The organism is Salegentibacter sp. T436 (assembly GCF_001932675.1).
Lineage (GTDB): Bacteria > Bacteroidota > Bacteroidia > Flavobacteriales > Flavobacteriaceae > Salegentibacter > Salegentibacter agarivorans.
Genome location: NZ_CP012872.1, coordinates 3,590,124 through 3,604,955 on the forward strand (window position 1 = coordinate 3,590,124; position 14,832 = coordinate 3,604,955).

10 protein-coding genes are annotated in these 14,832 nt (G+C 35.5%); 2 read left to right on the forward strand and 8 right to left on the reverse strand.

Annotated elements, in window-relative coordinates; translation table 11 throughout:
- Window positions 1-24: 24 nt before the first annotated feature.
- The 5 genes from AO058_RS15995 to AO058_RS16015 are packed head-to-tail and all read right to left on the reverse strand — an operon-like array spanning window position 25 to window position 9,235.
- Complete coding sequence (locus AO058_RS15995) at window positions 25-2,454, reverse strand: ABC transporter permease (protein WP_075327451.1); 2,430 nt, start codon at window positions 2,452-2,454, stop codon at window positions 25-27.
- A 10-nt stretch (window positions 2,455-2,464) separates the two neighbouring features.
- A complete protein-coding gene (locus AO058_RS16000; protein WP_075327452.1) occupies window positions 2,465-4,840 on the reverse strand; it encodes an ABC transporter permease in 2,376 nt (791 codons plus the stop codon).
- Between the two features lie 37 nt (window positions 4,841-4,877).
- Complete coding sequence (locus AO058_RS16005) at window positions 4,878-7,238, reverse strand: ABC transporter permease (RefSeq protein ID WP_075327453.1); 2,361 nt, start codon at window positions 7,236-7,238, stop codon at window positions 4,878-4,880.
- 29 nt (window positions 7,239-7,267) lie between these two features.
- On the reverse strand, window positions 7,268-7,945 hold the full coding sequence (locus AO058_RS16010) for an ABC transporter ATP-binding protein (protein ID WP_075327454.1): 678 nt from the start codon (window positions 7,943-7,945) through the stop codon (window positions 7,268-7,270).
- A gap of 39 nt (window positions 7,946-7,984) precedes the next feature.
- The gene (locus AO058_RS16015) at window positions 7,985-9,235 is read right to left on the reverse strand and encodes an efflux RND transporter periplasmic adaptor subunit (protein ID WP_075327455.1); all 1,251 of its coding nucleotides are present in this window, start codon (window positions 9,233-9,235) and stop codon (window positions 7,985-7,987) included.
- A gap of 204 nt (window positions 9,236-9,439) precedes the next feature.
- Between AO058_RS16015 and AO058_RS16020 the strand changes: the two genes are divergently transcribed.
- Entirely contained in the window at window positions 9,440-10,783 is a 1,344-nt protein-coding gene (locus AO058_RS16020) for a sigma-54-dependent transcriptional regulator (protein ID WP_075327456.1), read from the forward strand.
- A 496-nt stretch (window positions 10,784-11,279) separates the two neighbouring features.
- Entirely contained in the window at window positions 11,280-12,128 is an 849-nt protein-coding gene (locus AO058_RS18895; protein ID WP_335740070.1) for a sensor histidine kinase, read from the forward strand.
- Between the two features lie 122 nt (window positions 12,129-12,250).
- Here AO058_RS18895 and AO058_RS16030 read toward each other — a convergent pair whose 3' ends face one another.
- From AO058_RS16030 to AO058_RS16040, 3 genes are all read right to left on the reverse strand, one after another.
- Window positions 12,251-12,568: a hypothetical protein gene (locus AO058_RS16030; protein WP_075327458.1), complete on the reverse strand. Its 318-nt coding sequence runs from the start codon at window positions 12,566-12,568 to the stop codon at window positions 12,251-12,253.
- Window positions 12,569-12,894: 326 nt separating this feature from the next.
- Entirely contained in the window at window positions 12,895-13,320 is a 426-nt protein-coding gene (locus AO058_RS16035) for a hypothetical protein (RefSeq protein WP_075327459.1), read from the reverse strand.
- Window positions 13,321-13,613: 293 nt separating this feature from the next.
- A complete protein-coding gene (locus AO058_RS16040) occupies window positions 13,614-14,756 on the reverse strand; it encodes a site-specific integrase (RefSeq protein ID WP_075328005.1) in 1,143 nt (380 codons plus the stop codon).
- Window positions 14,757-14,832 lie beyond the last annotated feature (76 nt).

The following is a 14,832-nucleotide window of genomic DNA, read 5'->3' on the forward strand; positions in this document are numbered from 1 at the left end:
ACTCCCTTTGGAGGTTAAGGGGCTTTATTCGGTTCTTAAACTCTTAGCTGGGTTTCTTAATGCTGCCTGTATTGTTTTAAAACTCATTACCAAAAGGGCGATAATAATCATAAGAGTAGTACTCACTATAAAGACCCACCAGTTAGAATCTGTTCTATATGCAAAATCCTGTAACCATTTATTTAAACCGTACCAGGCAATAGGTATCGCGAAAACTACCGCTAATAGAATGGGAAAAATAAACTCTTTACATAAGGTGAGGTTAAGTTTAAGCAGTGAAGCACCCAATACCTTTCTGATTCCAATTTCTTTTGTCTTTCGTTCAGTAGTATATATTACCAAGCCCAGAAGCCCCATGATGCTTATTAAAATGCTTAAACCAGTAGCCCATGTTAAAAGCTTAGCTATACTTTTTTCTTTTTTATAGAAAGAAGCTACCGTTTCATCCATAAATTTCACAGTTAGCTCCGAATCGGGATAAATGTGCTCCCATTTTTCCTGAATCTCCTTAATGGTAGCCCCCAAATTATTGTTTGGATTCACACGAAAAGACAACGTAGAAAACTGTGTCCTCCCATTTCTGTAGGCATCCGGTAAGAATGCCATAGGTTTAATTTCAGATTTTAGGGAGCGTTGATTAAAATCCTCCATAACACCTACTATGGGAAATAATTTATCATTAATCTTAATATTCTTATTTAACGCTTCTTGCGGATTTTGAAAACCTATTTCATTTAAAAGCGTTTCATTGATTACATATTCCTGTATACTATCATTTAGAGGCTTTCTCCCTGCTAACAATTGAATATCAAATAATTCGAGGTAATTGATGTCTCCAAATAACTGTTCAAAATATACGTTTGCCTCTCCATCTTTACCGGCATAGCTTAATTTTTGACCATGCATCTTGTAGGATGATGGCGTAGCACTTGCCAAACTTATATTACTAATCTTAGGATTGCTCTTTAATTCATTCTTTAAAACATAGCGTTTATCTATATTTTGATCCTGATAAGGAAAATTGAAATACGCAATTTCGTTTGATTTGAAACCCAGGTCCTTATTCATCATATAATGAATCTGTTTTCCTACTAAAATTGTAGCTATAATAAAAATCTGTGCTATGGTAAACTGAAAGAAAGTGAGGAATTTTCGGAATCCCGCTCTATCAGATTTAAAGAAAACCTTACTTTTTAAAACAGAAACAGGTTTAAAACGAGATAAGATTAAAGCGGGATAGATTCCTGCCAAAAGGCTTACTACAATTAATAGCAAGATAATACTACCAATAATTTGTGGCTTTAAAATTAAATTATACTGAAAATTTTGTGATAGGAATTCCGAAAAAATCTTAAATAATCCATAACCAAATAATACGGAGAGAAAACCTGAAATTAAGGTGAGTAAAAAAGTTTCCCCTAGAAACTGGAATATAAGCTGTTTTTTGGAGCTTCCCAGAGTTTTTCGGATACCAATTTCTTTTGCTCTTTGGGTAGCCTGTGCTGTATTTAGATTAATGAAATTAATGCAACCTAAGGCAAGTAAAAAAAGCGCGATCAATAAAAGGGAAATCAAAACCGACTTGTCTGCTGAGCTATTACCGTAATCAAATATCCCAAATTCACTAAAATGGAGTTCCGCTAAAGGCTGCAATGCATAGCGTGTATGATGGCCATCCTTGACAAGTTCTTTATGTTCATTTTCTATCGCTAATTTATCCAGTCTTGCCTGAAGATCGGCAATTTTAGTATTTTTATTAAGCAATACAAACATCTGGGAATTAGAGTTGGAACTATTCCAGCTCTCATTGGTTACCGCAGATTTCATTTCACTTTGCAAAGCCGTTGGAAGTGAAATAAACTCATCGAATATTAAATCGCTATTCTGAGAAAACCCTGAAACAATTCCAGAAATATCTGCCTGAGTGGAATCATTATAGATAATGGTTTTTCCTATAATTTTGCTCAATGAAAGATTTGGGAAATATTTTTTAGCCTTTTTCTGAGTCAACACTACAGTATTAGGTTGATCTAATGCGGCTCTATTTCCTGCTAGCCATCTATAATGGAAGATTTCAAAATATGATTTATCCGTAAAAATAGCACCTTCCGGATCCTTAAAAACTGCATCATTTACGTTAAGTTCGTAAGGTGTGAAGGTGAAAAATGAAACTGCAGTTTCAATCCCGGGCACTTCATCTTTAATTGTTTGCTTCAGAGGAACGTTAACGCCTCCGAAACCAGATATACCTTCGGGTGATTCAAACTGCGATGTTACTCTATAAATACGCTCTTGATTAGGATGAAATTTATCGAAGGAAAAATCGTGATAAATCATCATTCCAATAACAAAAGAGGCGCTAAGACCAATGGCAAGACTGATGATATTAATAGCGGAAAATAGTTTATTATTCCAGATATTCCTCCACGCAATTTTAAAATAGTTCTTTATCATTGTTCAGGAATTATTCGGTTCTTATATTTTCTACTGGATTGACCATAGCAGCCCTTATAGATTGTAAACTAACAGTAATCAAGGCGATGCTTAAGATTGACAAACCAGAGCCGGCAAAAATCCACCAACTCATCGTAGTTCTGTAAATAAAATTTTGTAACCAAAATTGCATTAAATACCAGGCTAAGGGTATAGCCGCTATACTGGAAATAAAGACCAGTTTCATAAAATCTTTAGACAAAAGTTTTGATATTTGAATAATGGAAGCGCCCAGGACCTTGCGAATTCCAATTTCCCTTTTTTTCAATTGAGCTGAATAAGTGGTAAGCCCAAACAATCCCAGACAAGACACGAAAATTGCTAAAATTGAAAATATTCTAAACAATTTGCCTGTCCTAATATCATCACGATACATTTGCTCATAACGTTCATCTAGAAAAGAAAAGTTAAATGGATAGCCTTCATTATAACTACTCCATACTTTTTCCAAACCGGCAATACTTTCAGTCACTTCGCCGTTTGCAGTTTTAATATACATCATGTAAGGCTCAGGATCATAAAAGAGAACTGCAGGTTCTATTTTTTGCTTCAAGGATTCAAAATTGAAGTCTTTAACAACACCTATAATCGTTCCTTTGGTTTCCCAAAGTTCAAAACTTTTACCTATAGGATCCTTTAATCCCATTTTTTCAACGGCAGTTTCATTTAAAATATAATGGTTGGAATCTGAAGCTATTCCAGAGAAGTTATTACCTGCTATAAGTTCCATTTTCAGCATAGGAAGAAATCCTTCATCAACCCCCAGGGGAGCAATAATGAAGTTACTTTGTGTATTTTTTCCTTCCCAATTGGTATCTCCGGTAGTCCATCCATTATCAATAAGATTATTATTAGAAAAGGATACTTCTTGAATTCCAGGTAAATTCTTAATTTGATTTTCAACGGCTTCACGGTGTTCAATCATGGCGTCGGTCATCGCGAAACTAAGCACCTGTGACCTATCATAACCAGGGTTCATAGTGTTTAAGTAATCCAGCTGTTTTCCAATTACTATAGTACAGATTATTAAAATTACGGAAAACATAAATTGAATACATACTAAGACTTTCCTGAAATTAACCGCTCCAATACCCGGTGCAATATTTCCCTTTATCGCTTCTAAAGGTTTAAAGGAAGAAAGAAGAATAGCTGGGTAGATGGAAGAAGCCGCAAGCGTTGCCGCAAAGACTGTGAAAACGAGTTTCCATAAACCGACATCCAAAAGGCTAAATGAAATTTCCTTACCAGAAATTGAATTAAAGGAAGGCACTAGTATAAAAATGAGAACTAATGACAAGACAAGGGCAATGATGAAAAATATACAGGATTCTATAATAAATTGTAAAAACAAATGCTTGCGTTCTGCACCAATCAGTTTTCTTAAACTCACTTCTTTTGCACGTTGTATTGCTCTGGCTGTGTTTAAATTCACATAGTTTATACAGGCTATACCAAGGATAAGGATGAGCACCAAACCAAAAATCCGTACAGTTTTTATATTGGTTGGATCTCCATTATAACCGTAAAGATTCATCTTTTTTATAGGCTGTAGGTAATATGCTGCTTTGGTTGAAGTTAATTCTTTATTTGGGTCGTTATCTTTATTTATCCTGGTTAATTTTTCGATAACTTTTTCAGAGGAAGCATTCTCTACCAATTCCAGATAAGTCACATAATTAAAATTTCCCCAATCGCTATCTACGGAATCCCAATAAGGATTATTTGTATATCCACTCTCCAGTATTGATACAGGAAAGAAAAAATCAAAATCAATACTTGAGTTTTGAGGAAGATCTTTAATTATCCCGACTACGGCGTAGCGATCCTGATGATCTCCAGTTATTGTTTCTCCGAGAATATCGGTAGAACCAAAATATTTATTTGCAGCAGTTTCGGTTAAAACAATGGAGTTGTCTCCGGAAAATGGTTTGCTTTTATTTCCGTGCAAGAATTCCGTATCAAAAATATTAAAAAACTCAGGATCAACATAAGCAGAAGAACCGGCTTCCAAATCTTTATCTTCAGTTGAATAAATACGGTAAGAATAATTATCTCTAACTCTGGCAGCAATCTTAACTTCAGGAACCTCCTTCTTTGCAAAATAAGCCACCGGTCCCACAGATCCACCCCAGGTCTGTTTAGAATCGCCGTCTCCAATAATACTTGAAACACGATAAATATTTTTTGAATTATCTGAAACCTGGTTGAAACTTAATTCTGAATCGATCCATACGGCTATAAAAATAGCCGCCGTTAGTCCCAGGGAAAGCCCTAATAAGCTAATTCCGTTGTAAAACTTGGTTTTCCAAAGGTTTCGCCAGGCTGTTTTCAAAAGTATTCTGAACATAATTTTCGATTGATGAATTAAACTCTTTGTTTATGGTTTATTCTGTTCTTAAACTTTTTACGGGATTCGCTATAGCAGCTTTTATTGCTTGAAAGCTTACCGTTAATAAGGCAATTATTATTGCGCTTCCTCCGGCAAATGCAAAAATCCACATTGAAATAGTTATCCTGTAAGCATAATCTTGTAACCAGTTATGCATAATAAACCAGGCTAATGGTATCGCAAAAAGGAGTGCAATAATTACTAATATTAGAAAATCCTTAGAGAGTAATTTGACGATATTCAGAACACTAGAGCCTAACACTTTACGTACACCTATTTCTTTTCTTCTTTGCTCAGCCATATAGGCAGAAAGTCCAAAAAGTCCCATACACGAAATGATTATGGCTATTACAGCAAAAATCTGAGATAAATTTCCGACTAGCTGTTCACTTTTAAATCTGGCATTAAAGGCATCATCAACAAACCTGTACTCAAAAGGAAAACCAGGATTCTGTGTTTGTAGAACATCCTCAATTTCCTTTAAAACTTTCGCTGTGGCAATCCCGGTTTTTGGTTTTATATATAAATAATCCGCTCCTTCAGCTTGATGATAGAACATTACTGGATCACTAGCTCCATACATATCGCCATATAAATAGTCTTCAACGATTCCTGTGACAGTAAATTCTTGTTCCTGCCATTGTATTTTATTACCTATTGGATTTTCAGTAGGCATAAGTTTTGCAAATGTTTCAGATATTAAAACCTTACTACTATCAGCTTCCTGAGATTTACCAAAACCCCTTCCCTCCTTCAATTTCATTCCGGTAGCATTTAAAAATTCAGGAGTAATAGTTCTAAAAGAAATCAAGATATCTTTATCATCTGGTCGACCAGGCCATCTTACACTTGAAGTATTATTCCCGTCAGCTAAAATTTGTGAATTCATAAGCCCTGCGCTCTCGACCGTTCCAGAAGACTTTAATTCTTGTACTACAGTTTCAAAATTTTTAATTATTTCACCACCAGCAGCTGGTATTTCTATCAAATTTTCTTTTTGTAAACCTATATTTCGGTTCTTTACATGATGCACCTGCTCATACACTACGATAGTACTCACTATTAAGATCACAGAAATCGCAAACTGTCCTACAACCAAACATTTACGTATTAGGGAAGCACTTCCCGCTTTTTTACGGGTTCCTTTCAGAACTTCAATAGGCTTGAAGCTTGAAAGATAGAAAGCAGGATACAAACCCGCCAATACCCCACAAGCCAACGATATGCCGAGTAATGAGAGAAAATGTGAAGGAAGGCTAAGGTTTAAAGTTAGGTTTTTTTCTACCAGAGAGTTAAATTTCGGTAGTACTATTATAATCGCTACGATACTTAAAATTCCCGCTAAGGCAGCATTCAAAATAGCTTCGTAGGTAAATTGAAAAATTAATTGCTTTCTGCTCGATCCCAGGGCTTTGCGCATACCTACTTCATCAGCACGTTTTTCGCTCCTTGCGGTAGCCAAATTCATAAAATTGACACAGGCTATGATTAAAATGATTAGCGCAATGAAGCTAAACAAACGTACATACTCAATTCGTCCACCAGCAATTTTGCCATCTTTAAAATAGGCGCGTAGATGCCAATCGTTGGCCGAAAACAAAATAGCTTCGGTTTCTTTGTCACCAGTTTTAGCGGGAAGAATAGCCCTTACTTTTTCATCCACCTTTTCAATATTGGCAGTTTGCGCTAATTTTACGAAGGTGTCTGTAAAATTACTTCCATAGCCATTGGTCCATTCTTTACCGTCGGTAAAATTTTCAAAGGGAACTAACCAGGAAAAAGAATAAGTAGTATTTTCAGGGAGATCTTCAATTATTCCGGTTATTGTATAATTATTTTTTTGATCAACCTGTATTGTTTTACCAAGGACTTTTTCGCTACTTCCAAAAAGTATAGTTGCAACCTTTTGTGTTATTACAATTCCATTTTTATTTCTAAAGGCATCTTTTGGATTACCCTCAATGAAATTAAGATCAAATATATCGAAGAGGTCCTCGTCGGTGTAAGCTCCTCTACTTTTTATGGATTGATCATCTGCACTAAAAAGAAAATTTTCATCACGTAAGCGAGCAGCTTTTGTTACTTCCGGAATTTCCTCATTTAAAACTGAAGCCAAGGGTCCAGGTGTGGCCATAAAAAAAGTACGCCACTCTCCATCATATTTTTGGTTTGTAGGAACATTAAAGACTAAATTTTTATCTTTAATACCTTCATTGAAACTCACCTCATCTTCTACCCAAAGTAGAATGAGGCTTGCACAAGTTATTCCAATAGCCAACCCAAACACATTCAAGGCACTATAGCCCTTATTCCTCAGGATATTCCGCCACGCGATTTTTAAATAATTTTTAATCATAATTTTTTGATTGATGAATGTCCCCCTAATTAAACCAGCACGTTTTCGGTTACTTTTTCCCCATCCAGCATCCTGATGATTCGATGACTGAATTTAGCGTCGTGTTCGCTGTGGGTAACCATGATGATGGTGGTTCCCGCTTCGTTTAGTTCAGTAAGTAGGTCCATTACCTCGTTACCGTTACTACTGTCAAGGTTTCCGGTAGGTTCATCGGCTAGAATAAGTTTTGGATTGTTCACCACAGCCCGGGCAACAGCCACCCTTTGCTGCTGTCCACCCGATAGTTGCTGTGGAAAATGTTTCCGGCGGTGCATAATGCCCATCTTCTCCAAAACCTGGTGAACTCTTTCCTTACGTTCGGCAGGTTTTACACCGGTATAGATAAGGGGGAGTTCTACATTTTCAAAAACACTTAGTTCATCGATCAGGTTAAAACTCTGAAACACAAACCCGATATTATGCTTTCTAAGTTGTGCCCTTTTTCTCTCGTTATAGCCAGCTACTTCTATCCCATTAAATAGATAACTCCCGCCATCAGGATCATCTAAAAGCCCCAGAATATTTAATAGCGTAGATTTCCCACATCCCGACGGCCCCATAATAGCCGCGAACTCCCCTTCTTTCACTTCAAACGAAAGTTTATTTAATGCTATAGTTTGCACCTCTTCGGTTTGATAGTATTTCTCGAGGTTGGTAATTTTTATCATTTTGATCAGATTTATCTTTTAATTTTTTCTTTAATAATCTTAGTTTAAAACCAGTTCTTCAATATCACCAAAATTAGAATAACTGGACGTAATTACCCTATCTCCGGGTTCAATCCCTTCAAGGACTTCATAATATTCGGTATTCTGACTCCCTAATTGAATGGGAGCTTTATACGCCGTTTTTCCATCCTCACTCAATTTAAAAACCCAGTTTCCTCCTGTTTGCTGGAAAAATCCACCCTTGGGAATTAATATCGCTTTTTTCTCCTGGCTAAGGGCCAGCCTAATTTGAAACGTTTGTCCGCGGCGCAGGCCGTTTGGTTCTTCTTTCTTAAATTCCATATCTACCTGGAACCTGCCATTATTTACCTGCGTATATACTTTCTTGATCTCCAGTAGGGCTTCTTTTCCGTTACTTGTGAATGTTCCTTCCTGACCAGTTACAATTCTTGAAATATAATGCTCGTCTATTTCCGCCCTAATTTTATACCCGCTTAGCACATCCAATTGTCCCAGGCGCTCCCCTTTCGTCTTTGACTCACCTATTTCAGCATCCAATGAGGTAAGCTGGCCATCTATTGGCGCTCTAACCACCAAGTCTTCTACTTTTTTCTGCATAAGTTCAAGCGCCTTTTGAGTGCGTTGATAAGATTCCCTACTTTGATTAATTTCCTGCTTAGTAGCAATCGAATCTTGCTCCATAACCTCTTTTGCTAATTTCATCCGCTCTTTTTGATAAGTATAATTATTTTGAGATTCCAGGTATTCCTGTTTGCCTATAGCCCCTTTTTCAAATAAGCGTTTATTCAATTTATAAATCCTATCGGCCTCTTTCAGGCTATTTTCAACATCGGTCAATTGGTTTAATCGGTTAATTGTGTTCTGCCTCGCAGCGGTTTGTGAAATTTGCATTTGGGTAAGTAAATCATACACCGAAGTTTCTTGATTGACCAGACTTAATTCCAAATCGGTATTCGAAAGCCTTAAGATGGGTTCACCTTCCTCCATCATTGCTCCATCTTCCACAAATTTTTCTTCTACGCGCCCACCTTCGATAGCATCTAGGTAAATAGTTTTTATTGGCAGCACCGCTCCGTTCACTGGTATATTTTCCTGAAAATTTCCTTTCTTTACTTCACTAATGCTTATCCTTTCTTTTTCAACATTCAATTTGGAATTTCCTGTAGAAGAAATTAAAACAAAGACGATTAATACAATAATTAAAACCGATCCTCCAATAATGGCGATCTTTTTAGGGGTAAAGCGTTTCTTTTTAAGCGGTATGTCCATAAAATAATTTGTTTCCTATTAGTTTATAGACAATACAGTGCCATAAACTTAAGCCTTTATAAATCATATATTTAGCTTTTTTTAATGAATAAAAAGTGTTCATTTTCGAACACCTGGTGTTCGCTTATAATACAATTTTATTGTGTTGGTTTTTTGTCTTGTTGAAATTCTGAAGCCTTCTGATTAAATTGTAATATTGTAGCCATGCAAATTAAGAATGCCAAAATACTTATTATAGACGACGATCAGGACGTACTGACTGCGCTTCGCCTATTGTTAAAACCTTTTGTTGCTGAAATTTCTGTTGAAAAACAACCCGGAAATATTAATAGCCTTCTCGAAAATTCACGTTTTGACGTGGTAATTCTGGATATGAACTTCAATGGACTCGTAAATACAGGAAATGAAGGTATTTTTTGGCTTAAGCGAATTAAAGAAATTACTCCCGATACCGAGGTTATTCTAATTACCGCATACGGTGATATTGATCTTGCCATACGATCTTTAAAAGAAGGCGCTTCAGATTTTATAGTGAAACCCTGGCAGAATAAAAAGGTAATCGAATCTTTGCAGGAAATGCTTCAAAACAGGAAAAGCAAAGTAAAATCTATAAAAACCAACCCCGACGGATCTAAAATAATAGGTGAAAGCGCAGAAATTCAGGAGGTTTTTCAGAAAATACAGAAAGTAGCTCCAACTGATGCAAATATTTTAATTCTCGGGGAAAATGGCACTGGGAAAGACCTGGTAGCTAGAGCTATCCATGAAAATTCAAACAGAAAAGACGAAGCTTTCGTAAAAGTTGATGTGGGCGCGCTTACTTCCACCCTATTTGAAAGTGAATTGTTCGGATATAAAAAAGGTGCTTTTACCGATGCCAGAGAAGACCGCAAAGGTAGGTTTGAAGCCGCTCAGGGCGGTACACTTTTTCTTGATGAAATAGGAAATATAAGTCTTAGCCAACAAGCAAGATTACTCACTGTACTTCAAAACCGGCAAATTAGTCCGCTTGGATCTAATGAAGTTATACCGATTGATATCCGGCTGATTTGCGCCACCAACCTGGATATTTCAGAATTATCTAATGAATCTAAATTCAGAAAAGATTTAATTTACCGGATAAATACCGTAGACATTATAGTGCCACCATTACGGTTTCGAGGCACCGATATAACCTTGCTAACCAGGTATTTTTTGGAGCTTTATTCTGAAAAGTATACCAAAGGCCCGTTTAAATTGGATCCGGGATTTTTAAGTAAATTAAAAAATCACAACTTTCCGGGTAACATCCGGGAATTGCAATTTGTAATCGAGCGGGCGGTGATTATGACGGAAGGTTCTTTCCTAACCGCAAACGACCTATCTTTTTCAGCAATAGAAAGTGAAATTGAAAGTAATGGAATTGCAGATACCCGCCTGGAAACTGTTGAAAAGAATACCATTTTAAAGGTTATCGATAAAAACAGGGGGAATATTTCAAAATCGGCCAAAGAACTGGGAATTACACGTGCCGCACTTTATAGAAGACTGGAGAAATATGACCTTTAAAAGCTATCATACCGGAGTTTTTATTCGAATTTTTCTTTTGATTCTCGTCATTGGAATTTTACTGTATGCCGTTTTTAAAACCTATTTTTTAGTAGCCATCGGTTCAGGTGTTTTGTTGATTATCACTACTTATGAGTTTTTCCGTTTTCTAAGTCGACGTTTTAATATCATTGAAGATTTTTTTGAATCTATAAAATATCGTGATTTTTCCAGACACTATTTACAAAAAAACAAATCCAGGGATATACAGTCTTTATATGAGGGCTTCAATACTGTAAACCAAGTAGTACGCAAAATAAACTCGGAAAAAGAAACCCAGTACCTTTATCTACAAAAAATACTGGAGCTGGTAGATATTGGCATTTTAGCTTTCAATAGCAAATCGGGAGAAGTTTTATGGGCAAATGAATCGATCCAGGAATCTCTGGATTTCCCATCCTTTAAGAATATAAATTTTGTAAAAAGCCGCAATAAGAAGATATATCAGCTCCTGTTTGTGAATTCATATTCAGAACCAAGCACACTAGATATACCTGTTAAAAAAGAACCTATTAGGGCGTTAGTTTCAAATTCTCTTTTTTCCGTTGGCCAGGAGTCATTCAAGTTAATTGTACTTCATAATATTGAAAATACACTTAATAAAAACGAATCGGAGGCTTGGAAGAAATTATTAAGTGTGATGACACATGAAATTATGAACTCTATTGCTCCTATCTCTTCTCTTGCCGGTACCTTGAAATTTCAGGTTGAAATGCACCATCAAAATCCTGCAGCAAACACCCTGGATATTGAAGATCTAAATTCCGGATTGACCAGTATTGAAAAAAGAAGTGAAGGTTTGTTGAAATTTGCTAAAACTTATCGTAGCTTAAGTAAAATAACTAATATAAATACGGAAGAGATTGAAATTAGAGCATTGTTTGAAAATCTAGAAAACTTATTACAGGCTAGAAATGCAAAAAATATAAATCTCAGTTTTATATTAAGTGATCAAAATTTAAAAGTAGAGGCGGATGCTTATTTGCTTGAGCAGGTTCTTATCAACCTGGTTCTAAATGCAATTGAAGCATCTAAAGAAAGGCCTGAACCCAGAATAAATGTATATGCTGAAAAAAACTCTGATGGTCAGATTTCAATTTCCGTTTCAGATAATGGTACAGGAATTCCTGAGGAAATTAAAGATCAGATATTTATTCCTTTCTTCACCACAAAAAAAGAAGGTAGCGGAATTGGTCTTAGCCTTTCGAAACAAATAATGACTCTTCATAAAGGGAAAATTCAACTTAGCAGTAAACCTAACATTGGAACCCGAATAAATTTAATATTTAAAGAAACTATATCTTAAATATTTAAAGTGAGATTAGAAGGATTAGACCTCGAAACTTTGTCATCTTTTTAGAAATTTTGTCATTTTTCAACTGGATAATACACAAATTAGTAAACCCATCTTTTGGATGTTTAGGTTTATCACCTCTTTCTAAGAACGGTAATAATGATAATATCAGCTTGTGTACAGTCGGCCGTTAATGGTATTGGGTTTTTTACAATTTCATATTCTACACAAACATCAATTCCAGTTTCTTGAAATTGTTCATCGATTTCGTTTTGAAAGACGTAGGTTTTATTACTGTCTTCCAATATTATGTATCCATTGATTGTTGCGCAATCAGGCGTATAATATAGCTGTGCGTCCTCTCCATCTTCACAAATTTCTGTATCTGTTTCGCAGCTTATATTCATTGAAATAACAAGCCAAAAAAAGAATATTTTTTTCATCTGTTTCATAACTTTTATTTTCAAATTGAACCAGAAAAGACTACTAAATGTAGCTTAGTCTTATTTATAAGATGCACTACTTCTTAAGTGGTTGCGTTAAACCTATCTCAATAAAGTAAGAAATTTTGAGGTAAGTATTATTTTACCTTTCCAACGGGGTAAGAAAACCGCTTAATTTCTATTTTCCATTCCCACTAGCTTAGAAAGTACGCTAACGAAAAATAGAAATTGATAAGATGTTATTATCATTGTTTTTTCGAAGCTTATCCAATTGGAATAGATATAAATTTTACTGAAGCAAATCTAAGTTTAACAGATATCCCGAATGATTTTAATTAACTCATTCTCTTAAAAATATTGACTAAAGCCACATTCTGTTTAGAAACAGGTGTTCGAGTGGGAGAATTCTTCAAAGTATTGTATTTGTATTTTTTTTCATCCGCTCGTAGGACTACCCCGGAATAAATAAAAAAATCTTTAATGGTCATATCGTTAGGAAAGGTCGCAGACAAAAACTCATAAAACTCACGAGAGCTCGGACCATCCATTTTAAAATGAATTTTTGAGTTGTGAGTATCCCAGTCTTTTGTAAGTGCATTTTCAAAATCCTGGAAACTAGTTTTATCAGGGTTCAAAAGATCATATTTCATTAATCCTTGATATAGCTTTTGCAATTGACCTTCGGAAATTTTAAGCTGGAAATTGTCGGCTTTTTTAAATGCTGTCTTCTCGGGTACAAGTAAAGTTTCTCCAACTTGCATAATTTCTAAACTGGTCCGTCCAGGTAATAAATGCAAAATAAAACCCAAGTCCAAAGACAACAAATAGAATTATCTGAGCTAAATAATTTTCAGTGTATATGCTTAATCGTGCATAAGACATCAGATGCATCAAACCCAATCCAGTAATAAGAAAAAGGATTCTTGGTTTTTCGAAATTAGACTTCCAGAGGATCCTATTGTATAACATAAAAGCCAAAAATAGCTCCCCATAATGCAAAATGAGTCTTCCATAAATATAAAAGAAGCCAAGGGTTGTTAAATATTTGAATAAATCAATACTCATAATTTATTTCGAGTTCAGGAATCAGGTTAGCAGCTTCCTTCTTTTTCTTATCTACTATCTTAGCATATATCTGGGTGGTTTTTATCTCTTTATGGCCTAAAACTTTTGAAACGGTATAGATATCCGCGCCGTATTCTAAAAGTAAAACTGCGTGGGTGTGCCTGGCACTATGAAAAGTAATGTGTTTGGTAATCCCAGCTCTCATACACCATCTAAGTATTTCTGCATTAAAATGAGCTCCATATTTTAATCCTTTAAAAACGAGATCATTTTCTCTTTTTCTCTTTCCTAACAGTTGTCTTGCCTGATTAGAGATATATTGATACTCTTGGCCCGAAGTTTTCTTTTGTTTAAAAATTAGCCGTGGTCCATCCTCTTCGTCCCTAACCTCGAGCCAGGTAAGTTTGTTTATATCGCTCCATCTAAGTCCGGTTAAACAACTAAACATAAAAGCATTTTTAAGCACCTGATGCTTACAGTAGGCGTTTGCCATAGCCTGGAGTTCTTCTTGGGTTAGATATTCCCGTGTTGATTCTCCCTGAGCAAAGCCTTTTACTGAAGTGGCAAAGTTTCGTCTGGTATAACCATCATCAAATGCCTGGCGTAATGAAGCTTTAAATTTGTTATAATAAGTATATTTAGAATTTTGGGACAATTCAGTATTTGACTTTGTCCTGGCTTTTTTATTTAAGTATTTTTTAAAGCCTATAACGAAATCTTCATCAAGATCCTCAAAGCTTATCTTTCGCTTTCCTAAATAATCTTCAATATGATTTTGAGCGGCATCCCAGTTATCATAATTCCCTTTGCTTTCGTAACGCTCTTCTTTAACCTTTTCGTAATAAGTAATGAAGAGAAGTCGCTCCTTACTTCTATCTTTTATACCATATTTACCCTGAGCATATTCTGCCCTTCGGATCGAAAGTATTTGTTCAGCTCTTAAAAGAGTTTCTTCATTTTCCTTTTTTTCAGAAGCATTTTTGGGATTTATGTACAAATATTCTTTGAGGTATTCGAATTCTCTTTTATTGGTCTGCTTACCATTTACATCTCTAATTTTTCCTTTATAGTATTCGATATAAAGGCTGTACTTCCCAGAAGTTAGTTTCTTCTTTTTAAGTTTAATTTTCATATCTCCTTGTTTTTCATAAAGATAACTAAAAAATGAATACGAGGTGTACCAAGGTACACCTGAGATACAAATTTTA

Bases quoted from the DNA above. Each gene is read 5' to 3' on its own strand.
- AO058_RS15995 (WP_075327451.1), bottom strand. From the start codon at position 2,454: ATGATAAAGAACTATTTTAAAATTGCGTGGAGGAATATCTGGAATAAT.
- AO058_RS16000 (WP_075327452.1), bottom strand. From the start codon at position 4,840: ATGTTCAGAATACTTTTGAAAACAGCCTGGCGAAACCTTTGGAAAACC.
- AO058_RS16005 (WP_075327453.1), bottom strand. From the start codon at position 7,238: ATGATTAAAAATTATTTAAAAATCGCGTGGCGGAATATCCTGAGGAAT.
- AO058_RS16010 (WP_075327454.1), bottom strand. From the start codon at position 7,945: ATGATAAAAATTACCAACCTCGAGAAATACTATCAAACCGAAGAGGTG.
- AO058_RS16015 (WP_075327455.1), bottom strand. From the start codon at position 9,235: ATGGACATACCGCTTAAAAAGAAACGCTTTACCCCTAAAAAGATCGCC.
- AO058_RS16020 (WP_075327456.1), top strand. From the start codon at position 9,440: ATGCAAATTAAGAATGCCAAAATACTTATTATAGACGACGATCAGGAC.
- AO058_RS16030 (WP_075327458.1), bottom strand. From the start codon at position 12,568: ATGAAACAGATGAAAAAAATATTCTTTTTTTGGCTTGTTATTTCAATG.
- AO058_RS16035 (WP_075327459.1), bottom strand. From the start codon at position 13,320: ATGCAAGTTGGAGAAACTTTACTTGTACCCGAGAAGACAGCATTTAAA.
- AO058_RS16040 (WP_075328005.1), bottom strand. From the start codon at position 14,756: ATGAAAATTAAACTTAAAAAGAAGAAACTAACTTCTGGGAAGTACAGC.